The sequence below is a fragment of the Streptomyces hydrogenans genome, from assembly GCF_014656075.1.
Classification (GTDB): domain Bacteria; phylum Actinomycetota; class Actinomycetes; order Streptomycetales; family Streptomycetaceae; genus Streptomyces; species Streptomyces hydrogenans.
In genome coordinates, this window is the sequence record NZ_BNBS01000113.1 from 1 (window position 1) to 26,581 (window position 26,581).

The window sequence follows — 26,581 nt, forward strand, 5'->3', positions numbered from 1 at the left end:
ACCGCGCCGCCGCCGAGGCGGCCCGGTTCGCCGCCGCCGGGTTCAGCGTCCTGAAGGTCAAGGCCGGAGCCCCCGACCCGGCGGACGACCTCGACCGGGTCGCGGCCGTGCGGGACGCGGCCCCCGCCGCCGCCCGGCTGCTCGCCGCCACCGGCGCCTGGACCGAGGAGCGGGCGCACGCCCTGCTGCCCCGCTTCGCCGCGCTCGGCGTCACCGCCGTGGAGCAGCCCGTCCCGCCCGGCCGACCCGACACCCTGGCCCGGGTCGCCGCCGCCTCCCCGGTACCGGTCATCGCCGACGAGGACGCCGTCACCCACGCGGACGCCGTCGCCCTCGCCGGCCGCGTCCACGGCGTCAACGTCAAGCTCGCCAAATGCGGCGGCGTGCGCGCCGCGCTGCGCATCCACGAAGCCCTGCGCGGGAGCGGCACCGACCTCATGCTCGGCTGCCTGACCGCCAGTTCGCTCGGCCTCGCCCCCGCCGTCCACCTCGCCGACCGGGCCCGCTGGGTCGACCTCGACGGCCACCTCCTCCTCGCCGACGACCCCTGGACCGGCATCGGCGGCGCCGACGGCACCGTACGGACCACCACCCGCCCCGGCCTCGGCGTCCGCCCCCGCACGCCGGAGCCACCGGGCGAGGCGGACGTCCGTCCCCGCACCCCGGAGCACGCGCGCGAAGAGCACGTCCGTCCCCGCTCCTCGGCCGGGCCGATACCGGGGGAGGCCCGGAGGTGAGGACCCTCGCCGCCGTCCGCGGCTTCCCGCCCGCCGTCCGGCTGCTGCTCGTCAACCAGCTCGGCGTCAACACCGGCTTCTACCTGCTCGTCCCCTACCTGGCCGTCCACCTCACCGACGACCTCGGACTCTCCGCCGTCGTCGTCGGCCTCGTCCTCGGGCTGCGCAACCTCAGCCAGCAGGGCCTCTTCCTCATCGGGGGCTCCGCCGCCGACCGGCTCGGCGCCCGCGGCGTCATCATCGCCGGCTGCGGCCTGCGCACCCTCGGCTTCGGCCTCTTCGCCCTCGGCGACGGACTCCCCGTCCTCCTCGCCGCCTCGGTGCTCAGCGGACTCGCCGGCGCCCTCTTCAACCCGGCCGTGCGCACCTACCTCGCCCAGGAGGCGGGCGACCGCAAGGCCGAGGCGTTCGCCCTCTTCCAGGTCTTCGCCACCACCGGCGCCCTCCTCGGACCGCTCCTCGGCGGCCTCCTGCTCCTCGGCGGCTTCCGCGCCACCGCCCTCACCGCCGCCGCGCTCTTCGCCCTGCTCACCGTCGCGCAGGCCGCCGTCCTGCCCGCCCGGCCCGTGCCGCCCCCGGCCGGGACCGTCCTCGGCGACTGGCGGGAGGCCGCCGCCGACCGCCGCTTCGCCGCCTTCGCCCTCGCCACCGCCGGCCTCTACGGCCTGGAGAGCCAGCTCTACCTGCTGCTCCCGCACGCGGTCCGGGAGGCCACCGGCCGGCCCGGCGCCGTCGGGCTCCTCTTCGTCGTCGGCACCCTCGCCGGACTCCTGGGCCAGCTCCGGCTCACCCGCCGGCTCACCGCCCGGGGCGGCGGCCGGGGCCGCTGGATCGCCGCCGGACTCGCCCTCGCCGGAATCGGCTTCCTCCCGCCGCTGCTCACCGCGGGAGCGGGGGAGCCGCACCCGGCCCGGCTGGTCCCCGTCCTCGCGGGCGTCCTGCTGCTGTACGCGGGGCTGATGACGGCCCAGCCGTTCGTCATGGAACTCGTCCCCGCCTTCGGCCGGCCCGACCTCACCGGCACTCGCTACGGCCTCTTCCACGCCGTCACCGGCGTGGCCGCCGCCGGCATCGGCGTCGGCGTCGGCGCCGCCATGGACGCCGCCGCCCGCGGCGGCCCCGCCTGGCTCCCGTACGCCTCCTGCGCCGCCCTCGGCCTCGTCTCCGCCGCGGCCGTCGCCCTGCTGCACCGCCGCCGCGCCCTGCCCGAACCACCCGTCCCCGCCCCCGCCCCCGAAGGGCCCCGACCCCGGAGCGAGGCCCGATGAGCGGCACCGGCAACCTCCTCACCGACCGCCCCGAGCTGTACGAGGAGCGGTTCCCCGACCCCGAACGGCTCGCCGCCCGCTGGGCCGAGGCCACCCTCCGCCGGTACGGCTCCGGCCACCGGGTCCTCGACCTCGGCTGCGGCACCGGCCGAGACGCCGCCTGGCTCCACCGCGCGGGCCGCCGCGTCACCGCCGTCGACACCTCCGCGGCCATGCTCGCCCACGCCCGCCGGCACCACCCCGGTCCCGACTACCGGCACGCCGACATGCGCGACGCCGACCTCGGGCGCGTCTTCGACGCCGTCCTCTGCCTCGACAGCGCCCTCCTCCACTGCCACACCAACCCCGAACTCGCCGCCGCCCTCGCCGTCTGCGCCCGGCACCTCGCACCCGGCGGCCTCCTCGTCGCCGAACTGCGCAACGGCGCCTTCCTCCTCGGCGACGGCTCCCTCCTCGACGGACCGGCCACCGCCACCTTCCGGCGCGGCTCCACCACCTACACCTCCCGCACCACCCTGCGCGTCGACCACGGCGCCCAGCTGCTGCGCCGCCACCGCGCCTGGACCGCCGACGACGGCTCCCCGCCGCACGAGGAGCACACCGCCTGGCGGCTGCTGTTCCCGCAGGAGCTGCGCTACTTCCTCGCCGTCGCCGGCTTCGAGGTCCTCGCCCTGCACGACGGCCCCGGCCCCCGCACCGAACCCCCCTGGCGCGAGGGCGACCGGCCCGGCACGACACTCCGCGCCGACCGGCTCCACCTCGTCGCCCGCCTCGCACCACGCCCGCACCACGACGGAGACACCACACCGTGACCAGCACCGGCTCCCACCCCGGCCACCGCCTCCTGCTCGCCCGCACCCGCAGGCGCCTCCTCCTCGTCACCGCCGCCCTCGCCCTCACCGCGGGCTGCGCCACCGGACCCGGCCCCGCCGACGACCGCGCGGCGGCCGAAGGACCCCGCCGCGGCGGCACCCTGCGCGCCGCCTTCGCCGGCGGCGGGACGGCCGAGACGCTCGACCCGCACGCCGCCAACCTCTTCGTCGACGCCGCCCGCGCCAAGGCCCTCTACGACAAGCTCGCCGACTTCGGCGACGACCTCGCCCCGGTGCCGCGCCTCGCCGCCCGCTGGGAACCCAACCGCACCCTCGACACCTGGCGGATCACCCTCCGCGAGGCCGCCTTCCACGACGGCCGCCCCGTCACCGCCGCCGACGTCCTCTACAGCTACCGCCGCATCGCCGACCCCGCGGGCACCTTCCGCGCCAAGGCGTCCCTGGAGCCCATCGACCTCGCCGCCAGCCGCGCCCTCGACCCGGCCACCGTCGAGTTCCGCCTCAAGCGCCCCTACGCCGAGTTCCCCAACGTGCTCGCGGCGTTCGGCACCTCCATCGTCCCCGCCGGCACCACCGACTTCGACCGGCCCGTCGGCTCCGGCCCCTTCCGCTTCGCCTCCTTCACCCCCGGCACCTCCCTCGCCGTCACCCGCAACGACGCCTACTGGGACGGAGCACCCCACCTGGACCGGGTCGAGTTCGTCATCGCCTCCGAGGAGTCCGCCCGCGCCTCCGCCCTCCTCGCCGGCCAGGTCCAGTACGCCCACGAGCTCGACCCGGCCACCGCCCGCACCCACGAGCGCGGCGACCGGGTCCGGATCGTCCGGCTCCCCGGCAGCTCGATGCAGGGCTTCGTCATGAAGACCGACCGGCCCCCCTTCGACGACCGGCGGGTCCGCCAGGCGTTCCAGCTCATCGCCGACCGGCGCGAACTCGTCGACGGCGCCCTCTCCGGCGCCGGCGAGATCGGCAACGACCTCTTCGGCAAGGGCTACAAGTACTACGCCTCCGGCATCCCCCAGCGCACCCGGGACCTCGACCGCGCCCGCGCCCTCCTCAAGGCCGCGGGGCACGAGCACCTCAAGGTCACCCTGGACACCGCCCCCGCCGCCACCGGCTTCGTCGAGGCCGCCGGCATCTTCAAGGAGCAGGCCGCCGAGGCCGGCGTCACCGTCGAGGTCAGGGTCGGGAACAAGGACACGTACTGGAAGGACATCCTCGACGGCGGCACCTTCGCCTCCTACCGCTCCGGCGCCATGCCCATCGAGTCCCACCTCTCCCAGCGCCTCCTCACCGGCTCCACCACCAACGCCACCCACTGGCGCCACCCCGACTTCGACGCCCTCTACCGCGAGGCCCAGTCCACCCGGGACGAGCGGCGCAGGACCGCCCTCTACGAGCGGATGCAGCGCCGCCTCCACGACGAGGGCGGCTTCCTGATCTGGGGCTTCTCCGACTGGATCGTCGGCACCGCCCCCGGCCTGCGCGGCGTCGACCCCGAGGCCCCCGCCAACACCCTCGACTGGGCCCGCTTCGACAAGACCTGGCTCACGTGACCCGGCACCTCCCCTGGATCGGCCGCCGTCTGCTCCTCGGAGCGGCGCAGACGGCGGCCGTCGTCCTCCTCGTCCTCCTGCTCACCGAGGCACTGCCCGGCGACGCGGCCGTCGCGCTCGCCGGGGACCAGCCCGACCCGGAGCGCATCGCCCGGATCCGCGCCGCGCTCGGCCTCGACCGGCCCCTCGCCGAACGCCTCACCGACCGCCTCGCCGCCCTCCTCCACGGCGACCTCGGCACCTCCCTCGTCAGCGGCCGGCCCGTCGCCGGACTCCTCGGCGGCGCGCTCGGGCCCACCGCGCTGCTCGCCGCCGCCACCCTGGCCCTCCTCGTGCCCCTCTCGGTCGGGATCGGCGTCGCGTGCGCCCGGCGCGAGGGCGGCCGGCTCGACCGCGCCCTCAGCGCCCTCACCCTCGCCGTGCACTCCGTCCCCGAGTTCGCCCTCGGCGTGCTCCTCGCCACCGCCTTCGGGCTGTGGCTGGGCTGGCTGCCGCCCACCGCCGTGGGCGTCGACCCGCTCGCCGCCCCCGCCGTCCTCGTCCTGCCCGTCCTCGTCCTCGCCGCCCGGCCCGTCTGCACCCTCAGCCGGCTGGTCCGCGCCGGCACCGCCGAGGCGCTCGCCTCCCCGTACGTCGCCCAGGCCGTGCTGTACGGCGTCGGCGGCACCCGGGTCCGCTGGACCCACGCCCTGCCGGGCGCCCTCGCGCCCGCCGCCCAGCAACTCGCCCGCACCTGCGACTGGCTGCTCGGCGGGGTCATCGTCGTCGAGGCCCTCTTCGTCGTCCCCGGGCTCGGCACCGTGACCGTCGACGCCGTCGCCGCCCGCGACCTCCCCGTCCTCCAGGGCGCGGCCGTCGTCTTCGGCACGGTCACCGTCCTCGTCAACCTCGGCGCCGACCTCGTCGCCCGCCGCCTCGCGCCCCGCTCGGAGGTCGCCGCGTGACCCGCCCCGGACCCGCGGCCCGGTACGCCCTCGGCGCCGCGCTCGTCGCCGTGCCCCTGCTGCTCGCCGCCCTCGGACCGTTCGTCGCCGGCCCCGCCGGGAGCCGTACGGTCTCCTTCGACCCGGCGGCCGGACCGCTCGGCAGCGACTTCGCCGGCCGGGACGTGCTGCGACAACTGCTCCTCGGCGGCCGTTCCGTCGTCCTCGTCGCCCTCGCCGCCACCGCCCTCGGCTACCTGGTCGCCGTGCCGATCGGCCTGGCCGCCGCGCTCACCCGCCGCACCTGGCTGGAGGAGGCCCTCATGCGCCCCCTCGACGTGCTCCTCGCCGTCCCCTCGCTGCTGCTGGTGCTCCTGGTGGCGGCGACCCTCGCCCCCGGCCCCGCCGGACTCACCGTCCTCGTCGCGGTCGCGGCGGTGCCCGACGCCGCCCGCGTCGTGCACGCCACCGCCACGGAGATCGCCGCCCGGCCCGCCGTCGAGGCGCTGCGCATGCAGGGCGAGTCCTGGGCCCGCACCGCCCTCGGGTACGTCGCCGTGTCCATGCGGCGCACCCTGGCCGCCGACGCCGGCATCCGGCTCACCGGTGCCCTCTACCTGGTGGCCACCGCCGCGTTCCTCGGCGTCGGCGTCGCGCCGGACACCGCCGACTGGGCCGTGATGGTGGACCGCAACCGCCCGGGCCTGTTCCTCCAGCCCTGGGCCGTGGTCCTGCCCGCGCTCCTGGTCGCCGCCCTCTCCATGGGCGTCAACCTGCTCTTCGACGCCGCCCTGCGCACCCCGCCGCCGACCGCCCCGAGCAAGGGAGACCGGACGTGAACCCCGTCGCCGAGACCACCGGACTGACCGTGGAGGTGGCCGGACGCCTCCTCCTCGACGGCGTGGACCTCACCATCCGCCCCGGCCGGATCACCGCCCTCGTCGGCCCCTCGGGCAGCGGCAAGACCACCACCGGCCGCGCCCTGATCGGCGCGTTCCCGCCCGGCGCCCGGGTCACCGGACGGATCCGCGTCCCCGGGCCCGGCGCCGTCGGCTACGTCCCCCAGCACCCCGCCGCCGTCCTCCACCCCGTCCGGCGCGCGGGCGCCCTCCTCGCCGACATCGCCGCCCTCCGCCCCGGAACCCGACGGGAGCGCCGGGAGCGGGTGGAACGGGCCCTGCGCCAGGCGCGGCTGCCCGACCCCGGGACGGTCCTGCGCCGCTATCCGCACCAGCTCTCCGGCGGCCAGCAGCAGCGGGTCGTCCTCGCCCAGGCCCTGCTGCTCGGCGCCCGCCTGATCGTCGCCGACGAACCCACCACCGGCCAGGACCCCGTCACCCGGCAGGGCCTCGTGGAGACCCTCGCCGACGTCGCCGCCCAGGGCGTCGCCGTCGTCCTGCTGAGCCACGACCACGACGTCGTCCGCCGGCTGGCCGACGAGACGGTGCTCCTGAAGGCCGGCCGGGTGGTCCGCGCGGGCCCCACCGCGGAGGTCCTGCCCGCGCCCGCGCCGCCCGCGCCGCGCCGGTCCGCGGCCCCGCCGGCCGGCGCCCGGCTCGTCGTCCGCGACCTGACCGGCCGGCACGACCCGGTCCCCGTCCTGTCCGGCGTCTCCCTGGCCGTCGCACCGGGGGAGTGCCTGGCCGTCACCGGCCGCTCCGGCAGCGGCAAGACCACCCTGGGCCGCTGCCTGGCCGGACTCCACCCCGCCCACGACGGCACCCTCCTCCTCGACGGCGCCCCGCTCCCGCGCAGCCTGCGCACCCGAGGCCGCGCCCAGCTGGCCGCCGTGCAGTACGTCTTCCAGGACCCGAGGGCGGCCTTCGACGAGCACCGCCCGGTCCTCGACCAGGTGGCCCGCACCGCCGTCCGCCTGCGCGGCGCCGACCGGCACACCGCCCACCGCGCCGCCGTACGCACCCTGGAACGCCTCGGTCTGGCGGAGGAGACGGTCCGGAACGGACCCGCGGCACTCTCCGGCGGCGAACTCCAGCGGGCAGCCGTCGCCCGGGCGTTGCTCGCCGAACCGGAGATCCTGGTCTGCGACGAGATCACCTCCGGCCTCGACCCGGACAGCCGCGCCACCCTCCTCGCCCACCTCGCCGCGCTCCGCGACCGCCGCTCCCTCGGCCTGGTCCTCATCACCCACGACCGGACCGCCGCCGACACGCTCGCCGACCGCGTCGCCGTCCTCGACGCCGGACGCCTGACCCTCCCCGCAGGGCCGACGCGCTGATCAGGAGGTTTCCTTGGGCGATACGAGTGCGGGCCGCCCGGCTTCTCGTGGCATCCGACAGTACGGGCGGCCGGTGGGGACGACGCAGACTCGGTCACCGAAGGAAGCACCACCCGACGACCACGAGGGGGCGGCACGATGACGGTGCAGCAGTACGACGGGATCGGCGAGGCGTTCGAGGGCTTCAAGGCCCTGCCCATCACCCGCTACGGAGAGGTGCCCAGCGTCCTGGAGCTGGTCGGGGACGTCACCGGCCGGTCGGTGCTCGACCTCGCCTGCGGAACCGGCTTCTACAGCCGGGAGCTCAAGCGGCGCGGCGCCGCCGACGTCCTCGGCGTCGACATCTCCTCCGAGATGATCGCCGCCGCCCGGGCCATCGAGACCCGCGACCCGCTGGGCCTGCGCTACGAGGTCGGCGACGTCGCCGAACTGCGCCCGGCGGAGCGGCCGTTCGACCTGGCCCTCGGCGTGCAGTGTCTCAACTACGCCTCCACCATCGCGGAGATGGAGCGCATGTGCGCCAACATCCACGCGAGCCTGGTGCCGGGAGGCTGGTTCCACGTGTTCGCGCAGAAGCCCGACTACGCCTTCGACTGCGCGTCCCTGGAGTCGTACGGCTTCCGCTGCGAACCGACCGGCGAGGAGATCGAGACGGGCCCGCGGGTCCGCGTCACCGCCCTCCTCGACCCGCACCCGATCAGCATCGTGGGCGCCGCCCCGCGCCGCGAGGTCTACGAGGACGCCCTGGCCAAGGCCGGGTTCCGTGACGTGGAGTGGCTGCCGCTGCGGATCTCCGAGGCCGGCTACGCGGCCTACGGCGAGGAGTTTTGGGCCGACCTGCTCGCCCACCCGCCGCTCGAACTCCTCCGCTGCCGCGCCTGACCGGCCCCGCGGCCCCCTGAGGGGCACCCCGCGGCCCGCCGCCGCGCGGTGCCCCTCAGGGCCCGGCCTCACCCCGCCGGGGTCACCCCCAGGTCCACGAGGACCTCGTCGGCCGCGCGCACGCCGGACTCGGCCCCGCCCTCCATGTAGCCCTGCGCCACCTCGGAGGTGTACTCCCCGGCGAAGTGGGTGTTGCCCTGCCGGACGCCCTCGTAGCCCGCGTACCGGTGGGCGTACCCCGGCGGCCACGCCGCGTAGGAGCCGTACGCGAGGGGGTTGAGCGGCCAGGCCGCCAGGGTGGCCCTGCCGGTCCAGTGGCCGGTGATGCCGGGGAAGACCCCCTCCAGCTGGGACAGGGCCGTCGACGCGTACCGGGCGACCTTCGGGTCCGCCGCCGTGCGGAACGGCGCCGAGGGCGTGAAGGCGTCCGCGCGGCTGCCGCCCGCGTACACCGTCAGGATGCCCTTGCCGCCGGCCTGCGCGCGGCTGGTCTCCCAGGAGGTCTGGTAGCCGGTCTCCGACATGGTGCTGCCGGAGGCCAGCCCCCAGGGCCCGGCGCCGTTCCACGGGCGGCCGTCGAACTGGAGCGACAGCTTGGCGTTCCGCCCCATCGTCATCGCGCCGAGCGAGGCGCGCTTGAGGGCGTCGAAGCCGGAGCCCGACAGGTCGAGGCGCTGCATGACGCCGAGCGGGAGCGCCAGCACCGTGTGGTCGGCGACGACCGTCCTCGTACAGCCGTCGGCGGTGAAGGTGAGCTGCTGCCGCCCGCCGGACACGGCCGTCACCGCTCTCAGCTGCCAGCCGTGCCGGACCGTCCCGGCGGGCAGGGCGGCGGCGATCGCCTGCGGCAGCCGCTGGTTGCCGCCGCGCACGTGGTAGCGGGTGTCGCTCTCGCCGAAGAGCGCGAAGCCGCTGGGCGTGGGCTGGTAGCCGAGCACCCCGAGGATGCCCAGCGCGGACGCCTCGGTGGTGTCGACGCCGAACTCCGTCGTGTACGCCACGTCCAGGAGCTTCCCGAAGCGGGAGGCGAGACCGCCGGGCACCCGGGTCGCGATCCAGTCGCGGATCGTCAGGTTCGACAGGGCCACCGCGGCGGACCCGGGCTGCCCGGCCCAGCCGAGCTCCGCCCAGTCGAAGGAGGCGAGGTCCCGCTGGATGGCCGGTCTGACGCCCTTGAAGTCGGCGCTCGCGTCGGCGAAGGAGTAGTAGCCGCCGCCGAAGCGGTAGACCTCCGTGGTGCCGGCCGGCTCGGCGGCCCGCAGGTCGTCCAGCGGCAGCCCGAACCGCTGGGCCAGCTGGTGCATGGTGACGTGCCCGGAGTCGATGAGCTCGCCGCCCCACTCCGACACCTGCCCGTCGGACCAGTAGGCGCCGGCCGGCTGGGAGAAGATCCGGCCGCCGACCCGGGCGGCGTCGGCCTCGTAGACGGTGCAGGCGATGCCGTGGTCGGCCAGGCGCAGGGCCGTCGTCAGGCCGGCGATGCCCGCGCCGACCACGGCGACCACGGGCGGGGTGGCGGCCCGGGCGGGCGAGGCGGCGCCCACCGCCGTCACGGCGGCGAGACCCGCTCCGGCGGCGAGTCCCTGGAGGAGACCGCGACGGGACAGGGCGCCGGCGGCGGGGGAGGCCGGGGCGGTGGAGGGGAGGTGCTCGGCGGCGATCCGGCGCAGCATCCGCGCCGGTGCGGTACGTGCCATGGACGGCTCCATCCTGTGAGGGAGGCGGTTCCCCGGGGATTCCGCTCGGCGGCCGAGGGAGAGGAACCGCGCGGGCGGTGACGGGACGTCACCGCCGGTCGGGGGGCCCGGCGGAGGGCCCCGGCGGGATCAGCCGGGGAAGCGCGCGGGGCGGCGGTCCGGCCAGCCGTCGAGCAGCTCCAGCTCGGCGGCGACCCGGAGCAGCGCGGCCTCGTCCCACGGCCCGGCGACGAGCTGGCTGCCGATCGGCAGCCCCTCCGGCGAGGTGTGGGTGGGCAGGCTGACGGCGGGCAGACCGGTGATGTTGCAGACGGCGGTGAACGAGATCATGCGGGTCTCGGTGGCGCGCGGGCCGCCCGGATCGTCGTTCGCCTCCTTGAGCAGGGCGTCCACGGGCGGCGGCGGGCAGGCCATCGTCGGCGTGAGCAGGAGGTCGAAGTCGCGGCCCCACTGGGCGCGGACCGCCCGGGACTCCTCGGCGAGCAGCGCCGCCGCGCGGGTGTACTCGCCGGAGTGCTTCCCGGCGGCCCGCTCCATCCGGAACCGCAGGTGCGGCTCGGCCAGCTCCGGCCGGTCGTAGGGCGCCGCCCACAGCGCCGCGTCCAGGACGGTCTGGGTGTAGCCGACGATCGCCCGCTCGCTGAAGAACGACGGGGCGGCGGGGAAGACGTCGTGGCCGAGGGCGGTCAGCAGCCGCCCGGTGTGCTCGGCCGCCGCCACGCACTCGGGCGCCACCGGCATTCCGGTGGGCGCCTCGGTGAGCAGCCCGATCCGCAGCCGGCCCCCGTCGCGCCCGGGCTCGTCCGCGAACGGCCGTTCCGGCGCGGGCGCGTGGTACATCGCGAGCCGGTCGGGCACCGACATGACGTCGAGGAGGGCGGCGGCGTCCCGCACGGTCCGGGTGATCGCGCCCTCGACGGTGGCGTGCTCCCAGCCCGGGATCTGCTGCGGCACCCGCCCCCGGCCCGCCTTCAGGCCGACGAGGCCGCAGGCGGACGACGGCATCCGGATCGAGCCGCCGCCGTCGTTGGCGTGCGCGACCGGTGCGAGACCGGCCGCGACGGCCGCCGCCGCGCCGCCGCTGGAGCCGCCGGACGTGCGCTCCGGGGCCCACGGGTTGCGGGTGGAGCCGAAGCGGCTGTTGTCGGTGGTCGACAGGAGCCCCATGTCGGGCGAGTTGGTCCGTCCCATCAGGAGGAAGCCGGCGTCGAGGAGCCGCCGTACGACGGGCTCGGTGAGCGTCCGGGGCCGGTCGTCGACGCCGTGCGAGCCGTAGGTCGCGGGCTGTCCCTCGACCTGGGTCAGCTCCTTCACGGGGATCGGCACCCCGTGGAACGGCGGCAGCACCGCCAGGTCCTCCCGGGCGGCCTCCACGACCTGCCGCTCGGCCCGCCGCGCGGCGGCCCGCACCGCGTCCGCGTCGAGCCAGGTGAAGGCGGCGAGCTCGGGGTCGTGGCGGGCGATCCGGTCGAGGTAGGTGTCGGCGATCTCGACGGGGCTCAGCTCGCGGCGGCGGACGGCCGCGGCGAGGGCGGTGGCCGACGAGTAGGGATCCATGGGTGACTCCAGAAAGGGGGGCGGGGTGGTGTGAGGGCGGGGGCCTTCAGCGGACCGCGAGGATCGCGTCGAGACGGTCCCGCAGGCCGGGGCCCGTCGGCGCGTCGAGGACGACGCGGCCGGCCTCGACGGCCACCGCGTGGTGGCTGCGGTCGAGCAGGGCGCCGGCGTGCTGGTCCACGAGGAGGACGGCGACGCCGGACGCGGCGATCGTGCCGAGCGCTTCGAGGACGTCCGCGACCACGGAGGGCTGGAGGCCCTGGGTGAGTTCGTCGACGGCGATCAGCGCGCTGCCGGCCAGCATCGCCCGGGCGATGCCCAGTTGCTGTTTCTGGCCGCCGGAGAGGCTGCCGGCGAGCTGCCCGGCCCGGTCGGTGAGCAGCGGGAGGACCGCGTACGGGTCGACCGCGGGGGTGAAGTCGCGGCGCCGGGCCAGCCGCAGGTTCTCGGCGACGGTGAGGGACGGGAACACCCCCCGGTCCTCGGGCATCAGCGTCCCGCCGGCGCGGGCCGTCAGGTCGGGGCGGCCCGGCGGCAGGGTCCGGCCGCCGAGGACGACCTGCCCGCCGTGCCGGTCGGCGAGGCCGAAGACGGTCCGCAGCAGGGTGGTCTTGCCGGCGCCGTTGCGGCCGACGAGGGCGGTGACCTCGCCCGCCCGCACGGTGAGGTCCGTCGGGTGGACGACGGCGGCCTGCCCGTATCCGCCGGCGAGTCCGGTGAGTTCGAGGCTCATGTGGCGGTCCCCAGGTAGGCGGCGCGGACGGCGGGGTCGGCGGCGACGGTGTCGAGCGGGCCGCGGGCGAGGACCCCGCCGCCGGCCAGGACCACGACCTCGTCGGCGAGTTCGCGGACGATCTCCATGTCGTGCTCGACGACGAGCATCGCGCAGCCGGTGCGGCGGTTGACCTCGCGCAGCTCCCGGGTGAGGCGGCGCGCGTCGTCCGGGCCGAGTCCGGCGGCGGGCTCGTCGAGGAGCATGAGGCGGGGCGAGGCGGCGAGGACCATGGCGAGCTCAAGCCGGCGCCGGTCGGCGAGCGGCAGGGTGCCGGCGGTCCGCAGCCGGTCGGCCGCCAGGTCCTCGAACTCGGCGGGCAGTTCGGCCGTGGCCGGAGCGTCCATCCGCGCGAGGTCCAGGTTGTCGGCGGGGGAGAGGTCGGCGACGACGCTCGGGATCTGGAACATCCGGCCGAGGCCGAGCCGCACCCGCCGGTGGACGGGCAGCCGGCCCGCGTCGGTGCCGAAGATCGACACCGTGCCTGCGTCGGGGGCGAGCTGGCCCGCCACGACGCCGAGGAGGGTGCTCTTCCCGGCCCCGTTGGGCCCGATGAGGCAGACGCACCGCCCGGGGGCGACGGTGAGGTCGACCCCCGTCAGCACGTCGACCGGACCGAACGCCTTCCGTACGCCGGCGAGCACGAGCGGCGGGGCGTCGTCCCCGGTACCGGCCGCGTCCGGCGCGGGCCGCCGCCGGCCGGAGCGGCGGGCCGCCCGGGGCAGCCGGGCGTCGGGGCCGGGGCCCGCGAGCAGCCGGCGGGGCCCGGCGGTGAGGCCGCCCGGCGCGAACCGGACCACCAGCAGGAACAGGGCGGCGAGCGCGAGGACGTACCAGCCCTGCCAGGTGGCGCCGAGGAACTGCTGGCCGGCGGTCACGGCGACGGCGCCGGCGAACGGCCCCACCGTCGACTCGCGGCCGCCGAGCGCCAGCCACACGAGCACGGACGTCGACAGGCCGAGCCCGAAGACCTGCGGCGAGACCAACCCGGCGACGGGGGCGTACAGCGCGCCCGCCAGGGCGGCCACGGCGGCGCTCACCGCGAAGGCCGCCGAGCGGACCCGGAGCCCGTCGACACCGCTCTGCGCGGCCCGCTCGGGGTTGCGGGCGGCGGCCAGCAGCCGGGCCCCGAAGCGCCCGCGCACCAGCAGCAGGGAGCAGCCCGAGACGACCGCGGCGACGGCCCCGAGGGTGACGTAGTACGAGGTGACCACGTCGGGCGCGGAGACGGACAGGCCGTTCGTGCCGCCGGTCACCGGGGTCAGCGTGGTGGCGGCCCGCTGGAGCAGCAGCCCCACTCCGATGGTGAGCAGGATCAGCGGCGCGTCCGGCACCGGCGCGGCCAGCCCGATCCGCACCACCGGCAGCGCGATCACGACCGCCGCCAGGACCGCGCCGGGGACGGTCAGCGAGCGGGACAGCCCGTGCTCCCCGGCCAGGGCGACCGCGTAGGCGCCGAGCCCGAAGAAGGCGGCGTGCCCGACGCTGAGCAGACCGGCCCGGCCCCAGCTCAGGTCGAGGCCGTAGGCGAACAGGCCGTGGCACAGGCCCAGGGTGAGCGTGGCGAGCGCGAAGGCGTCGAGCCCGAAGGGGGCGGCGAGGAGCGCCGCGCCGGTCAGGGCGGGCAGCGCCGCCCGCAGGATCCGCCTGACCCCGCGGGACCGGGCGCCCGCGTCGGCGGGCGGCACCGCGAGCGGCACGGTGGAGACGGTCACGAGCAGCCCTTCTTCGGCGTCTCGTCGGCGACCATCGGGTGCGTCTTCGTCACCTTGTACGCCCCTCCGGCGCCGATCGTGACGTCCCGCATGTCGGCCTGGAGGACGTGGTTCGACGGGTGGAAGCGGGTCCCCTCGCCGAGCGGACTGTCGTAACGGAACGCGCCGATCGCCTCGTTCACGGCCTTCGGGTCGGTCGAGCCGGCCTTGGCCGCCGCCCCGAGGAAGAAGCGCACGCCGAAGTAGGCGTTGCCGGCGACCTCCGGGATCGGCGCCTTCCAGTCGTACGCCGACCGGTAGGAGTCCGCGAAGGCGCGGCTCTCGGCGTCCTCGACGCCGTCGCTCCACCGCACGGTGTGGGTGCGGCCCTCGACCAGCGGGGCGAGCGCCGGGTAGAAGTCGGCGTCCAGGGGCGCCCCCTCGTAGCCGAGGCGCGGGGTGAGCAGGCCGAACTGCTGCGCCTGCTTGCTGAAGGTGACCGCGTCGGCGCCGACCACCATCGACAGGACCAGGTCCGGCTTCGCGGCCGAGAGCCGCTTCACCACCGGCTGCCAGTCGGTCTGGCCCAGCGGGCTGAACTCGCGGGCCACGACCGTGCCGCCGGCGTCCTTCACCAGCTGCTCGGCGATCCCCGCGTAGAAGCGCGGATAGTTGTAGTCGGAGCCGACCAGCGCCACCTTCGTGCCGTACTTCGCGATCAGCGCGGGCACGGCGGGGGCGAGCATCTGCCGGGTCGACTCGCCGAAGCCCCACTGGTACGGGAAGCAGTGCTCGGTGTCGCCGAGGATCGCCGTGCCGAACGGCACCTTCGCCTCGTCGGCGACCTTGCCGACGGCCTCCGCGGTGTCCCCGGTGATGGTGCCGAAGAGCATGGTGACCTTCTCCTGCCGGATCAGCCGGCGGGCGAGCTGCGTCGAGTTGGCGGGGTCGCCGGCGTCGTCGACGACGACGTACTCGACGGGCCGGCCACCGACGCCGCCCTCGGCGTTGACCTTCTTCACGGCCAGTTCGAGACCGTTGCGGAGCGCGGTGCCGACCTGGGAGACCGGGCCGGTGAGCGGGACGACCACGCCGATCCGCACCGGGCCGTCCGCGGCCGGGGTGTCGTCGGAGACGGCCGCCCCCTGACAGGCGCTGAGCGCCGGGACGAGGACGAGGGCGCCGGCCAGCGCGAGCGCGGCCGTGCGGGGCGCGCGCATCAGGCCGCGCCCGCGGCTGCGGGGGAGGGACGACGGAACCATGCGGAGAACCTTCCGATCCAGGGGCGCGAGCGCAGGGCGGCGATCGCGACGACGACGGCGTAGAAGAGGGCTTCGGCGAGGGTGTCGGAGAGCCAGGTGCGCAGCAGCACCGACAGCGCGGAGACGAACAGGGCCGCGCCGGCGGCGGTGCCGAGCGCTCCCGGCCGGCTCAGCAGCAGGCCGAAGAAGACGGGGACGAGCAGGTTGAAGCCCATGCCGGGGCTGACCGCCAGGACCGGGCTGTACAGGGCGCCCGCGAGGACCGCGAGCAGCCCGCCCGCCACGAACGCCAGGGTGCGCAGCCGGCGCGGGTCGGTGCCGAGCACCGCCGCCATGTCCGGGTTGTCGGCGACCGCCCGCAGCGTCAGGCCCCAGCCGGTGCGGCGGGCGAGCACGAGCACCAGGACGACCACCGCGGACGCCGTCAGCGCGCACACCAGCCGGTAGGCGGGATACGGGGAGCCGAGGACGTCGACGGTGCCCTCGACGGGCACGGCGACCGTCCGCGCGGTGCCGGTGAAGACCAGCTCCGCGCCCTGCCGCAGCGCCATGCCGAGGCCCCAGGTGACCAGCATGGCCGCCAGACCGTCGAGGACGGCGCCGCGCAGCAGCAGCCGCTCCACCAGGAGCAGCACCGGCACGCCGGCCACCAGGGCGATCAGCGTGCGCGTCCCGAAGGGGGCGCCGGTCAGGGTGGCGGCCGCGTAGGCGCCGCACATCGCCAGGTCGCCCTGGGCCAGGTTGACGACCCGGGTCGCCGCGAAGATCACCGCGATACCGACGGTGAGCAGGCCGTAGAGGCCGAACTGGCCGAGAATTGCCAGAAGTACATCCACCTGTTATCGCCTCTGTGCTTACGGGGTCGGCGGGAACAGTGCGAGCATCTGGCAATTCCGCGGCGGGCACTGGTCCGGCGGCGCACAGTTCTGTGTCCGCAGCGCGCGGACGGCACGGTGCGGAGGGGGAGGCGGCATGCCGCTGGAGCTGCGGGACGACGGGACCCTGGTCTTCGGATATCTCGACACGGCGACGGAGGACCGCGCGGGCGCCTTCGACACGGTCCTCGTCCGCTCCGGCGACGATCCCGGCCCGGACCGGGGCGGGTACGAGGCGGAGCTGCGGCCCTGCAGTTTCGGCGCGCTCAGCGGCTGCCACATCAGCGGCGACCAGGACGTGCGCGTGATGCCCCGGCCCTCGCCCGCGGCCCCGCGCCCCGGCCATCTGCTCGGCTTCCTGCTGTCCGGGCGCGGAGCGCTCGAACAGGACGGGCGGCGCGCGGACCTGGCGCCGGGGGAGTTCGTCCTCTACACCGGCGCCCGCCCCTTCCGGCTGGAACTCGACGCCGCGCACCGCTACTTCGTGCTCTCCCTCGACCCGGCGACGGCGGGCGTGGTGAGCGCCGCCGACGCCTCCGCCCCGCGCGGCCTCACCGCCAACCCCGACCTGCCGCGCTCGCCGAGCGGCCGGGTGCTGTCCGCCGTCATCGGTGAACTCGCCGTCCGCGCGCGGGGCTTCGGCCCGCTGGCGGGCCGGGAGATGGGCGAGCACGTCGGGGCGATCCTGCGCACCCTGCTCCGCGAGACGGGCGTGGCGGCAGGGCCCGGCGGCCCGGTCGGCGCCGCGCGGGACATGCCGCCCGGCCAGGCCCGGACCCTGGAGCGGATCCTGGCCCACATCGACGCCCACCTCTCCGGCGACCTGTCACCGGGAGCGGTCGCCGCCGCCCACCACATCTCCGTCCGTCATCTGCACGCGCTCTTCCAGGACGCCGGTGTGACCGTCGGCGACCACGTGCGGCGACGTCGTCTGGATCGGATCCGCCGGGACCTCGTCGACCCATCCCTCGCCCACCTCCCCGCGTACGCCCTGGCGGCCCGCTGGGGCCTGGGCGACGCCAGCCACTTCAGCAAGGTCTTCCGCACCGAGTTCGGCCTCTCGCCCCGCGCGCTGCGCGCGCGGGCGCGCGACCGCTGACCCCGTCGCGGGCCGGGAGGGGGACGGCGGTACGGGGGGGCGTGGGGTCCTCGTACGGGCGCCGGTCCGGTTCAGGGCGTGCGCCGTTCCTCCGCCGTCGCGTCGGCCAGCGCCCCCGCGACCCAGGGGAAGCGGCCCACGGCCCGCGCCCGGTGGGCGTCGCTGCCCGCCCCGAGCCGCACCCCCGCGCGGTGCAGCAGCCGGGCGGTACGGACGGAGGGGCAGCGCCACTTCTCGTTCAGCTCGACCGCGGCGTCCCGCTCCCGGCAGGCCCGGGCCAGCGGTTCCAGGAGCGCCGCGTCGACGCCGCCCTCGTCGAGCCCGGTCTTGGGCAGCACGCTGAACAGGTGCGCCACATGGGCGGTCAGGCCCTCCGGGACCCGCTCCACCGCCCGCGCCGTCGCGAGGACGAGCAGCCGCAGCGCCTCGTCCGGCGCGAGCCGTCCCCCGTCGAGCAGGGCCCGTACGGCGTCGGGGTGGGCCGGACCGTCGGGGAGCGGGAAGCGGTGGTCGGCCAGCGCGACGTGCTCGATCCCGGTCAGGTCCGCGGGGAGGTCGATGCGGCCCTCGGTGTCCAGGATCTTCGCCTCCACCCCGCACACCAGCTCCAACGGTGCCGTGGCGCGCGCCGCGCGGACGGCCTCCACGTACCCCGGGAGGTAGGTGGTGTCCACGCGGACGTGGTCGGTGAGCACGAGCGTGCGGAGCCCGGAGTCCGTCGCGGCCGCGACGACGGCGCCGAGGGAGTCGTGGCCGTCGGACGAGAAGTCGGTGTGGGTGTGCAGGTCGGTGCGCAGCGGATCGGGGCCCGGGAGCGGACGCCGCGCCGCCCGGCCGGTCACGCCGCCGCCTCCCGGTCTCCCGGGGCGCAGGGCGGGGCGGCGTCGTCGGCGTCTCCCCCGCCGAGGAGGACGTGCGGTCCGGCGGGGGGACCACAGCTGATGCCACTGTCGGACATTTCAGGCATACGGGAACACTACAAGGGGGTCGGATCTCCCTCGACCGGGAGCGGCGCCGGCCCGTGCGGTGGCCTCGCCGAACCGGCCCCTCAAGCGCGTGCGCGTACGGCTCCTCCGCGCCCGGCCCCCGCCCGTGTCGCCGCTCCCGCCCCCGTCCTGTCGCCCCCGTCAGGCCCCGGCGGCCGCCTCCCGCGTGGCACGGGACAGTTCGGCCCGGAGGGAAGCGAACGGGGCGGCGCCGCGCAGGGCCGCCACGTCGACGCCCGCGCCGCGCGGCAGCGGCACGGCGACCTCCTCGACGACCCGCCCCGGGCCCGCCGCCATGACCAGGACGCGCGAGCCGAGCAGGACGGCCTCCTCGGCGGAGTGGGTCACGAAGACGACGGTCGTGCCGGTGACCGCCGCGAGCGTCCGGACCTCCTCCTGGAGCCGCTCGCGCGTGAGCGCGTCCAGCGCGGCGAACGGCTCGTCCATCAGCAGGATCTGCGGCTCGGCGGCGAGCGCGCGGGCGATCGCCACCCGCTGCCGCTGACCGCCCGACAGCTCCCAGGTGCGGCGCCCGCCCATGCCGGGCAGGCCCACGAGCCCCAGCAGCTCCTCGGTGCGCGCGGCCCGGGCCGCGCGCGGGACGCCGTGCCGGGCCAGGGCGAAGGCGAGGTTGCCGGCCACGGTCCGCCACGGGAAGAGCCGGGGCTGCTGGAAGACCACGCCGACCTTCCGGTGCACCCGCACCGTGCCCGTGGCGGGCCGCTCGAAGCCCGCCACGAGCCGCAGCAGGGTCGTCTTGCCGCACCCGGACGGCCCGACGAGGACGACGAACTCGCCCGGGGTCACCGCCAGGGACACGTCCTCGACGGCCGTCACGGGCGCCTTGGCCGGGCCGTACAGGACGCTCACCCCCGCGAGCTCCACGTCCACCGCTCCGGCCGCCACGGCGGCTCCGGCCGTCCCCGTCGTCTCAGCGCGCGGCACGGGCCAGCTCCTCGACCGCGAGCGCCCGCTCGAACACCGACCGCTCGGGCACGGCGTCGATCGCCTTCTGCCCGTGCAGGAAGACGGCCGCGTCCCGCAGGTTCCCCGCCAGCGCCCCCGGCTTCCCCGGCGTGCCCAGGTACGCGGGCGCCTGCTGCTCCTTCGCGGTGAGCAGGACCAGCTCCGCCAGCTGCGCCCGCGCCTCCTCCGGCGTCAGGTTCAGCTCCGCGCCGATCGCGGCCGCGGCCTTCGCCGGGTCGCTCTTCGCCAGCTTGACGGCCTGGTCCTCGGCGGACAGCCAGGCGTCGACGATCTCGGGGTGCTTGCCGGCGAAGGCGTCCGTCACCACGCCCAGGTCCGCGGTCGGCTTGCCCCGGGCCGCGATCTCCCGGCTGGTGACCAGCACCTTCCCGCTCTTCCTGAGTTCGGTGAGGCTCGGCGTCCACACGTAGGCGGCGTCGATGTCGCCGCGCTGCCAGGCGGCGAGCGCGTCCTGCGGCTGGAGGTCGACCAGCGACACGTCCGCGGCGCTCAGCCCGGCCGCGTCCAGCGCGGCGAGGAGCGAGTAGTGCGCGGTGGACCCGAACGGCGCGGCGACCTTCCGGCCCTTGAGCGCGGCGACCGAGCCGATCTCCTTCCGGGCGACCAGGGCCTCGTTGTCGCCGATCAGGTCGTGGATCCACAGCACCTTGTAGGGGATGTCCAGCGGCGCGGACAGCCCCTTGGTGACCGGGCTGGAGCCCAGCAGGCCCAGGTCGACCGCGCCCGCGATCACGGCGGTGTTCACGTCGCCGCCGGAGTCGAACCGCACCCAGCGGATCTCCGCGTCCGGCAGCGCCTTCTCCAGCAGCCGCTGGTTCTTGACGACCAGGTCGGCGTTGGGGATCGACTGGTACGCGATCCGCACCGTGACCTTGCCCGACCCCTCCCCGTCCGCCGTCGCGGCACCGCCGCAGGCGGTCGCGGCCAGGGCGAGCAGCGCGGTGGCGCCGGCGGTCAGGACGGTGCGGCGGGGATGCAGGGGCATGGCGGTTCCTTGGCTGTGAGGTGGAGGCGGATCGGGTGGAGGGCGGGGTGCGGGGAGGTCAGGCGCGGCCGCGCCAGGGCACGGCGGCCCGCTCGACGCCCCGGAAGAGCGCGTCGAGGAGGATGCCGGAGAGGCCGATGGCCAGCAGCCCGGCGATGACGAGGTCGGTCTGGTTGTAGCGCTGTGCGTCGCGGATCATGCCGCCGATGCCGGGCACGCCGTTGATGGTCTCGGCGGCGACGACCGAGGTGTAGGCGATGCCGACCGCGATCCGGATCCCCGTCAGGATCTCGGGCAGCGCGGCCGGGAGCCGTACCGCCAGCAGCACGGACACCGGCCCGGCCCCCAGCGCGCGGGCCGCCTCGACCAGGTCGCCCGGCACGCCCCGGACGGCCGCGGCGGTCGCGGCGGTGATCGGGGGCAGGGCGGCGATGACGAGCAGCCAGATCTTCGGGGACTCGTCGATGCCGAACCAGATGACGAGCAGCGAGAGGTACGCGAGCGGCGGCAGCGTCCGCAGGAAGGTGACGGCCGGCTCCAGGACCACCGCCAGCGGCCGGACCACCCCGATCAGCAGGCCCAGCGGGACGCCGGCGAGGGCCGCGTAGCCGGTGCCGAGCGCGATCCGCCGCAGCGACACGGCCAGGTGCTCGACGAGCAGGTGTCCGCTGACGCCCCGCACCCCGTCGTGGACGGTGGAGGCGCGGACCAGGGCCCGCCAGACCTCGGCCGGGGCCGGGACCAGGACGCGGGGCCAGACGCCCGCCGCGACCACCGCCTGCCAGGCGACGAGCAGCACGGCCAGGGCCAGCAGCCGCAGTGCGGTCCACCGCAGCACCTGTCCGGCCCGCCCCGCGCGGCGGCGGCCCGGGCTTCCCGCCCGGCCGTCCGTGGCGGGGACGGAGGTGGACTTCGGGGCGTCGAGGAGCGTCACGCCGCCGCCCCTTCGGACGGCACGGGCTCCGCGGCGGTGGCCGTGGCGGCGGTGGCGGTCCCGTCCCCGGCCTCGTCCTCGGCGAGCGCGCGCAGCCGGGGCGCGACCTCCTCGCCGACCCGGTAGGCCTCCTCCAGGTGCGGATAGCCGGAGAGCACGAACTCATCGATGCCCAGACGCCGGTACTCCCACAGGCGGGCGGCGACCTCGTCGTGCGAGCCGACCAGCGCGGTCCCGGCGCCCTCCCGGACGAGCCCGATGCCGGCCCACAGGTTGGGCGCGACGGTGAGGCGGTCGGCCGAGCCGCCGTGCAGGGCGGTCATCCGGGCCTGCCCGGTCGAGTCCATCCGGGCGAAACGCTCCTGCGAGGCCCGTACGGCCTCCGGGTCGAGGCCCGCCAGGATCCGGTCGGCCTCCCGCCACGCCTCGTCCGAGGTGTCGCGGGTGATGACGTGGAGGCGCAGGCCGAAGCGCGGGGCGCGGCCGTGGAGGGCGGCCTTCGCGCGGAGCCGGGCGATCCGTTCGGCGACGGCGGCGGGGGGTTCGCCCCACAGCAGCTGCACGTCCGCGTGGCGGGCGGCGACGTCCTCGGCGGCCGGGGAGGCGCCGCCGAAGTAGAGGGGGACGGGCGCGGCGAGCGTCGGCTCGTGCAGCCGCGCGCCGGTCACCCGCACGTGCGGTCCGTCCGTGTCGACCTGTCGACCGGCCAGCAATTCACTGACCACGTGCATGAGTTCACCGCTGCGCGCGTACCGCTCGTCCTTCGGCAGGTGGTCGCCGTAGGCCCGCTGCTCGGCCGGGTCGCCGCCGGTGACGACGTTGAGCGCGATCCGGTCGCCGTACAGCCGCCGGAAGGTGTCGGCCTGCTGGGCGATCAGGGTCGGCTGGGCGAGTCCCGCGCGGAACGCCACGAGGAAGCCGATGCGTTCGGTGAGGGCGGCGAGGGCCGGGGTGAGCACCCAGGGGTCCACGCAGCCCAGCCCGACGGGCGTCAACAGCCTCTCGAAACCGGCCCGTTCGGCCGCCCGGGCGACCTGGACGAGGTAGTCGACGTCGGCCCGCCGCCGGGTGGCGGCGGAGGTGCGGCCCTGGACGGCGGTGACGCCGCCGGGGTCGCGGCCGTCGCCGCCGGTGGGCAGGAACCAGTGCAGGACGGGAGGGGCGGACGGGGGCATGCGGAGGACACCTCGGAGGAAGGGGGGCGCGGAAGGGCGCCGCCACGACCGGCTCCGGGGACGACGGGACGCGTCCGGGGGAGACCGGCGGCAGGGCGGTGCACGGCCGCGACCGCTGCGGCGGGAGGAGAACGGGCGCCGGCCGCCGACACGGGGACGGACGTCGGCGTGCTCACGGACGGGTCGTCAGGAACCCGGCCGCGCACGGGGGCGGCGGTCCGGGGCGGGGACGGGTCAGTGGCAGGCGGCGGCGGGGCGACAGGGCCGACACAGCATCCCGGCGACACGCATGAGGTCCACGTGTCGGCGGCGGATGAGGTCGGAGCGCATGCCCGCATCCTGACCGCCCGGTCCGCCCACCGACAACCGTGTTCCGTCATGTGGACATCCGGATCCCGCATACCGGACCCCCGGGGGGCGCGGCGGGCAGGGCGGACCCCAGCGGGCCCTACCCCTCCGTGAGTTCGGGAAGGAGGTCCGGATTGACGATCCGGAGGATCGCCGCGACCTGCCCGGGATCGGCCACCGCCCACAACACCCGCCGCGCCGAACGGTACTTGGCGGCGAGCCGCTCCCGAGGCTCCGGCGCGAGCCCCGCCGCCCGGTCCGCCCGGCTGTTGTGCGCGTTGTCGGCGATCTTCACCAGGGTGGCGTCGGGGTCCCGCGCGATGCGCCGGATCTTCTCCTCGTACGAGCCGCCGGGCTCGTTGGTGACCGCCTCGACGGCGCGGACGACCCGGTCGGGAACCCCGGCGGCCCGCAGCTCCCCGGCGGTCCACGGGGTGTCCTCCAGGACGTCGTGGAGCAGGCCCGCCATCGCTAGCTCCGGCCCGAGCGGGGCGAGCCCGGCGGCGACGGCCCGGACGTGTTCCACGTACGGGACGCCGATCTTGTCGGTCTGACCGGCGTGCGCGCGGTCGGCCAGCGCGTCCACCTCGGCGAGCGTCATCATGCGCCCATCATCCCCGCCGCGCGTGCGGGACGGGAGAGCGTTCGGGGCGGGTCGCTCCCTGGGCCGCCCCACCTGACCGCCGTGACGGACGCGCCGTGACCAACCCACCGTGACCGACACGTCGTGACCGTCATGCCGTGTTCGTCGCACCGTGTTCGTCACACCGTGTTCACGGGAGGCAGGAATTCCCTTGCCGTCAGGGCCCGTTGCTCCTGCATGACTCTCGGCGTAACGCTCAGTTCGACCTCCCGGCAGCTCCCCCTCGACGACACCGTGCGCCTCGCGCGCGAGGCCCGGGACGCCGGGCTGCACTCCGCGTGGTTCGGCCAGTCCTTCGCGTGGGACTCCCCGACGCTGGCCGCGATCGTCGGCCGCGAGGTGCCCGGCCTGCACGTGGGGACGGCGGCCCTCCCGGTCTTCGGCCGTCACCCGCTGCTCGTCTCCGGTCAGGCGCAGACCGCCCAGGCCGCCACCGGCGGCCGCTACCACCTCGGGCTCGCCCTCGGCACCCGCCACCTCACCGAAACCGCCTTCGGCCTCCCGTACCAGCGGCCCATCGGCCTGCTCCGGGAGTTCCTGACCGCCCTGCGACCCCTCCTGGAGACCGGCGAGGCCGACTTCCACGGCGAACTGCTGACCGCGACGACGCCCTACCCGGCGGCCGTCCCGGGCGCCCGTCCGCCCGTGCCCGTGCTGGTCGCCGCGATGGGCCCGCAGGCGCTCCGGGCCAGCGGCGAACTCGCCGACGGCGTCCTGCCCTTCCTCGCCGGCCCGCGCGCCCTCGCGGAGCACATCGTGCCCGCCGTCACCGCCGCGGCGAGGGCGGCGGGCCGTCCCGCGCCGCGGATCGTGGCCCTCGTGCCCGGCGTCGTCACCGGCGACCCCGACGGGCTGCGTCCGCGGGCCGCCGAAGCCCTCGCGCTCTACGAGCGGATCCCGTCCTACCAGCGGGTCATCGCGCTCTCCGGTGCCGAGGGGGCCGCCGACCTGGCCGTCCTCGGCGACGAGGAGGCCGTGGCCGCCGAGGTCCGCCGCTACTACGAGGCGGGTGCCACGGAGGTCGTCTTCACCGCGACCGACCTCGCCGGCGAGGACGCCCGCCGGCGCACCTGGAAGCTCCTGGGCGAACTCTCCCGGGCCAGGTGATCGTTCGCCTGTTCAGTTTCGTGCTCCTCGCGTGCCACCGGGAGGGCGACCCCCTCCCGCACCCCGCCCCCGCCGAGGCCCGCACCGCCCTCGGCGCGCACTGCACCCCCGAACTCGGCGAAGGGTTCGTCACCGCCGGCCTCCGCCTCTACCGCGAGGGACGGGACGGCGTCGCCCGGCACGGCGACCGCACCGGCCGCTCCTCCACCCGCGACACCCTGGTCGCCCTTCTCTCCCTCGGCGATCCGCGCGACCTCGTGCTCCGTCCCCGCGGCCCCGTCGCGCTGCGGCTCCCGCCCGTCACGGCGACCTCGTCGTGACGGGCGGCTCCTGCCGGCGCACCTGGGGCCGCGCCGTCCCCGAGACCACCCGCGCGGTCGGCCCCCGCGTCAGCGTCCGGTTCCGCCCGCGCGGCGTCGACCGACCCTCCCCGGCGCGCGATCCGCCCCTCCGGGCGCCGTCCGCCCCTTCGGGCGCCCGTGCGCCCCCTCCGGATGTCGACCGCCCCCGCAGGGCAAGGTCCGGCGGCTAGCCGGAACAGGCCATGGTCGTCGGGCGTTGCACAGGTGCGCGTCCGGGCTCCGTCAGCGGCCCCGGGACTTCACGAGAACACAACTGCCCAGCAAGACGCCAGGGTTACCGTGATCCGGACGCGTCCGGTCCGGGGGTTGTGGGCCGGTTCGGGCGGGCAGGTTTGCAGCGTTGCGTGGCGGGAATTGTCGGCCGTCAGTGACAGCGGCAACATACAACGGGTTCCGAGGACTGAAGGAGGTGGAGCGACCATGCCCCTGCATGCCGTCGAAATCCCCGCGCTGTGGATGCCTCATCCACTCAAGGTCAATCCGCACCTGCCGGGGCTCCGCGCCGAGAGCGAGACCTGGGCACGCGAGATGGGAATGCTGGACGCCGGCGACGGACGGTCCGACCGCCACCCGATCTGGACCCAGACCCAGTTCCGGGCCATGACGGTGGACCTGCTCACCGCCTGGACCCTGCCCGACGCCTCGCCCGCCGCCCTCCGGCTCAACCACCGCTTCAACATCTGGGCGCTCGCCTGGGACGACTACTTCGCCCACTCCTTCAAGCGGACCAGCGACCTCCAGGGCGCCCACGACTTCACCGCCCGGCTCCACGCCTTCCTGCGCACCGACGAGGGCGCCCGCCTGCCCGAGCCGGTCAACGCCGTCGAGCGCGGCATCGCCGACCTCCAGCAGCACCTCTTCCCGCCCCGGCTCGCCCACTGGCGCCAGGAGTTCAGCCGCGCGCTGGCCCGCTACGTCGACGCGGGCGTCGAGGAGCTGGCCAACAGCCGTACCGGCCGCGTCCCCCACCTCATCGACTACGCCCCCTTCCGGCGCGAGAGCTTCGCCGCCCACACCGCGCCCTACTCCGTCGAACTCGCCACGGGCGCCCGAATACCGGAGCGGATCCGACACCACCGGACCGTCCGCGGCCTCACCGCCGCGTTCATGGACGTCATGGGGCTGGCGAACGACATCGCCTCCTACGAGCGGGAGGTCCACGAGGAACACGACGTGAACAACCTCGTCGTCGTCCTCGGCACCTCCCTGGGCATCCCCCTGCGCGAGGCCGTCCCGGCCTCCGTCCACCTGGTCAACTCCCGCATGCGCGACTTCGAACAGCTCCGCGAGGAGGACATCCCGCTGCTGGCCCGCCGCGCCGGACTCGACCCGCAGGAGCGGGCCGAGCTGGACACCTGGCTCGGCGGGGCGTGCAGCTTCCTGTCCGGCCTCCACGCCTGGTACACCGGCGCGCCCCGCTACGTCCCCACCGACCCGGCGTTCCCGGAACCGCGCCTGCCGACCGCCGCCGCCCCCGAGCAGTGGTACGGAAGGGGTGCCGGCCGGCACGCGGCGACACCCCCCTCCGCCGTCGGGCTCGGTCTCGACGCCGAGCCGTGACGGCCTACCGGAGCCGCAGCAGCCGCAGCAGCCGCCCCCACCACGACGGCCACGCCTCCGGCCGCCCGGCCGGCCGGGCGGCGACGGCGGGGGCCGCCTCCGG

The 26,581-nt window shown here is 76.3% G+C and carries 23 protein-coding genes and 1 pseudogene; 12 read left to right on the forward strand and 12 right to left on the reverse strand.

The genetic code is table 11. From position 1 onward, the window contains the following. The 8 genes from IE321_RS32565 to IE321_RS32600 all read left to right on the forward strand — a co-directional run. Nucleotides 1-737, forward strand: a 737-nt coding sequence (locus IE321_RS32565; protein ID WP_308439728.1) for an enolase C-terminal domain-like protein, incomplete at its 5' end; no start/stop codon positions are given. Then, nucleotides 734-2,005 carry an MFS transporter gene (locus IE321_RS32570; protein WP_190225542.1) on the forward strand — a complete coding sequence of 424 codons (1,272 nt, stop codon included), beginning with the start codon at nucleotides 734-736 and terminating at the stop codon, nucleotides 2,003-2,005. The genes IE321_RS32565 and IE321_RS32570, both read left to right, overlap by 4 nt. After that, entirely contained in the window at nucleotides 2,002-2,817 is an 816-nt protein-coding gene (locus IE321_RS32575; protein ID WP_190225543.1) for a class I SAM-dependent methyltransferase, read from the forward strand. Before IE321_RS32570 ends, IE321_RS32575 begins: the two co-directional genes overlap by 4 nt. After that, the gene (locus tag IE321_RS32580) at nucleotides 2,814-4,394 is read left to right on the forward strand and encodes an ABC transporter substrate-binding protein (protein ID WP_226652510.1); all 1,581 of its coding nucleotides are present in this window, start codon (nucleotides 2,814-2,816) and stop codon (nucleotides 4,392-4,394) included. The genes IE321_RS32575 and IE321_RS32580 overlap by 4 nt, the downstream gene beginning before the upstream one ends. Further along, the gene (locus IE321_RS32585; RefSeq protein WP_226652536.1) at nucleotides 4,382-5,338 is read left to right on the forward strand and encodes an ABC transporter permease; all 957 of its coding nucleotides are present in this window, start codon (nucleotides 4,382-4,384) and stop codon (nucleotides 5,336-5,338) included. Before IE321_RS32580 ends, IE321_RS32585 begins: the two co-directional genes overlap by 13 nt. Beyond that, nucleotides 5,335-6,156, forward strand: a complete 822-nt coding sequence (locus IE321_RS32590; protein ID WP_190225544.1) for an ABC transporter permease subunit — start codon at nucleotides 5,335-5,337, stop codon at nucleotides 6,154-6,156. The genes IE321_RS32585 and IE321_RS32590 overlap by 4 nt, the downstream gene beginning before the upstream one ends. Beyond that, nucleotides 6,153-7,553: an ABC transporter ATP-binding protein gene (locus IE321_RS32595; protein ID WP_190225545.1), complete on the forward strand. Its 1,401-nt coding sequence runs from the start codon at nucleotides 6,153-6,155 to the stop codon at nucleotides 7,551-7,553. Before IE321_RS32590 ends, IE321_RS32595 begins: the two co-directional genes overlap by 4 nt. A 138-nt stretch (nucleotides 7,554-7,691) precedes the next feature. Then, the gene (locus IE321_RS32600; RefSeq protein ID WP_190225546.1) at nucleotides 7,692-8,435 is read left to right on the forward strand and encodes a class I SAM-dependent methyltransferase; all 744 of its coding nucleotides are present in this window, start codon (nucleotides 7,692-7,694) and stop codon (nucleotides 8,433-8,435) included. 68 nt (nucleotides 8,436-8,503) lie between these two features. Here the strand turns inward: IE321_RS32600 and IE321_RS32605 are convergent, their stop codons facing one another. The 6 genes from IE321_RS32605 to IE321_RS32630 all read right to left on the reverse strand — a co-directional run bounded on the left by IE321_RS32605 (nucleotide 8,504) and on the right by IE321_RS32630 (nucleotide 16,253). Continuing rightward, on the reverse strand, nucleotides 8,504-10,132 hold the full coding sequence (locus tag IE321_RS32605) for a flavin monoamine oxidase family protein (protein WP_190225547.1): 1,629 nt from the start codon (nucleotides 10,130-10,132) through the stop codon (nucleotides 8,504-8,506). 129 nt (nucleotides 10,133-10,261) lie between these two features. Then, a complete protein-coding gene (locus IE321_RS32610; protein ID WP_190225548.1) occupies nucleotides 10,262-11,689 on the reverse strand; it encodes an amidase in 1,428 nt (475 codons plus the stop codon). Nucleotides 11,690-11,735: 46 nt separating this feature from the next. Then, nucleotides 11,736-12,422 (reverse strand): ATP-binding cassette domain-containing protein, encoded by a 687-nt coding sequence (locus IE321_RS32615; protein ID WP_190225549.1) that lies wholly within the window; start codon nucleotides 12,420-12,422, stop codon nucleotides 11,736-11,738. After that, on the reverse strand, nucleotides 12,419-14,176 hold the full coding sequence (locus tag IE321_RS32620; RefSeq protein ID WP_190225550.1) for a branched-chain amino acid ABC transporter ATP-binding protein/permease: 1,758 nt from the start codon (nucleotides 14,174-14,176) through the stop codon (nucleotides 12,419-12,421). Before IE321_RS32620 ends, IE321_RS32615 begins: the two co-directional genes overlap by 4 nt. Next, nucleotides 14,173-15,417, reverse strand: coding sequence for an ABC transporter substrate-binding protein (locus tag IE321_RS32625; RefSeq protein WP_190225551.1), 1,245 nt, complete (start codon nucleotides 15,415-15,417; stop codon nucleotides 14,173-14,175). The genes IE321_RS32620 and IE321_RS32625 overlap by 4 nt, the downstream gene beginning before the upstream one ends. Beyond that, a complete protein-coding gene (locus IE321_RS32630; protein WP_043225782.1) occupies nucleotides 15,375-16,253 on the reverse strand; it encodes a branched-chain amino acid ABC transporter permease in 879 nt (292 codons plus the stop codon). The genes IE321_RS32625 and IE321_RS32630 overlap by 43 nt, the downstream gene beginning before the upstream one ends. Before the next feature lie 136 nt (nucleotides 16,254-16,389). Between IE321_RS32630 and IE321_RS32635 the strand changes: the two genes are divergently transcribed. Next, nucleotides 16,390-17,391 (forward strand): helix-turn-helix domain-containing protein, encoded by a 1,002-nt coding sequence (locus IE321_RS32635; RefSeq protein ID WP_190225552.1) that lies wholly within the window; start codon nucleotides 16,390-16,392, stop codon nucleotides 17,389-17,391. Nucleotides 17,392-17,462: 71 nt separating this feature from the next. Here the strand turns inward: IE321_RS32635 and IE321_RS32640 are convergent, their stop codons facing one another. The 6 genes from IE321_RS32640 to IE321_RS32665 all read right to left on the reverse strand — a co-directional run bounded on the left by IE321_RS32640 (nucleotide 17,463) and on the right by IE321_RS32665 (nucleotide 23,410). After that, complete coding sequence (locus tag IE321_RS32640; protein WP_190225553.1) at nucleotides 17,463-18,233, reverse strand: PHP domain-containing protein; 771 nt, start codon at nucleotides 18,231-18,233, stop codon at nucleotides 17,463-17,465. Between the two features lie 285 nt (nucleotides 18,234-18,518). Then, a complete protein-coding gene (locus IE321_RS32645; protein WP_190225554.1) occupies nucleotides 18,519-19,322 on the reverse strand; it encodes an ABC transporter ATP-binding protein in 804 nt (267 codons plus the stop codon). Beyond that, on the reverse strand, nucleotides 19,309-20,349 hold the full coding sequence (locus IE321_RS32650; protein WP_043225787.1) for a taurine ABC transporter substrate-binding protein: 1,041 nt from the start codon (nucleotides 20,347-20,349) through the stop codon (nucleotides 19,309-19,311). Before IE321_RS32650 ends, IE321_RS32645 begins: the two co-directional genes overlap by 14 nt. A 58-nt stretch (nucleotides 20,350-20,407) precedes the next feature. Beyond that, a complete protein-coding gene (locus IE321_RS32655; RefSeq protein ID WP_043225788.1) occupies nucleotides 20,408-21,283 on the reverse strand; it encodes an ABC transporter permease in 876 nt (291 codons plus the stop codon). Further along, entirely contained in the window at nucleotides 21,280-22,458 is a 1,179-nt protein-coding gene (locus IE321_RS32660; protein WP_190225555.1) for an LLM class flavin-dependent oxidoreductase, read from the reverse strand. The genes IE321_RS32655 and IE321_RS32660 overlap by 4 nt, the downstream gene beginning before the upstream one ends. A 448-nt stretch (nucleotides 22,459-22,906) precedes the next feature. Continuing rightward, nucleotides 22,907-23,410 carry an HD domain-containing protein gene (locus IE321_RS32665; RefSeq protein WP_190225556.1) on the reverse strand — a complete coding sequence of 168 codons (504 nt, stop codon included), beginning with the start codon at nucleotides 23,408-23,410 and terminating at the stop codon, nucleotides 22,907-22,909. Nucleotides 23,411-23,626: 216 nt separating this feature from the next. Here IE321_RS32665 and IE321_RS32670 point away from each other — a divergent pair, with 216 nt between their 5' ends. The 3 genes and pseudogenes from IE321_RS32670 to IE321_RS32680 all read left to right on the forward strand — a co-directional run bounded on the left by IE321_RS32670 (nucleotide 23,627) and on the right by IE321_RS32680 (nucleotide 26,478). Beyond that, complete coding sequence (locus IE321_RS32670) at nucleotides 23,627-24,556, forward strand: TIGR03564 family F420-dependent LLM class oxidoreductase (protein ID WP_190225557.1); 930 nt, start codon at nucleotides 23,627-23,629, stop codon at nucleotides 24,554-24,556. 23 nt (nucleotides 24,557-24,579) lie between these two features. Then, nucleotides 24,580-24,974: pseudogene (locus IE321_RS32675) on the forward strand (alpha-ketoglutarate-dependent dioxygenase AlkB); the annotation flags it as partial. A gap of 364 nt (nucleotides 24,975-25,338) precedes the next feature. Then, on the forward strand, nucleotides 25,339-26,478 hold the full coding sequence (locus IE321_RS32680) for a terpene synthase family protein (protein ID WP_051842283.1): 1,140 nt from the start codon (nucleotides 25,339-25,341) through the stop codon (nucleotides 26,476-26,478). Nucleotides 26,479-26,581 lie beyond the last annotated feature (103 nt).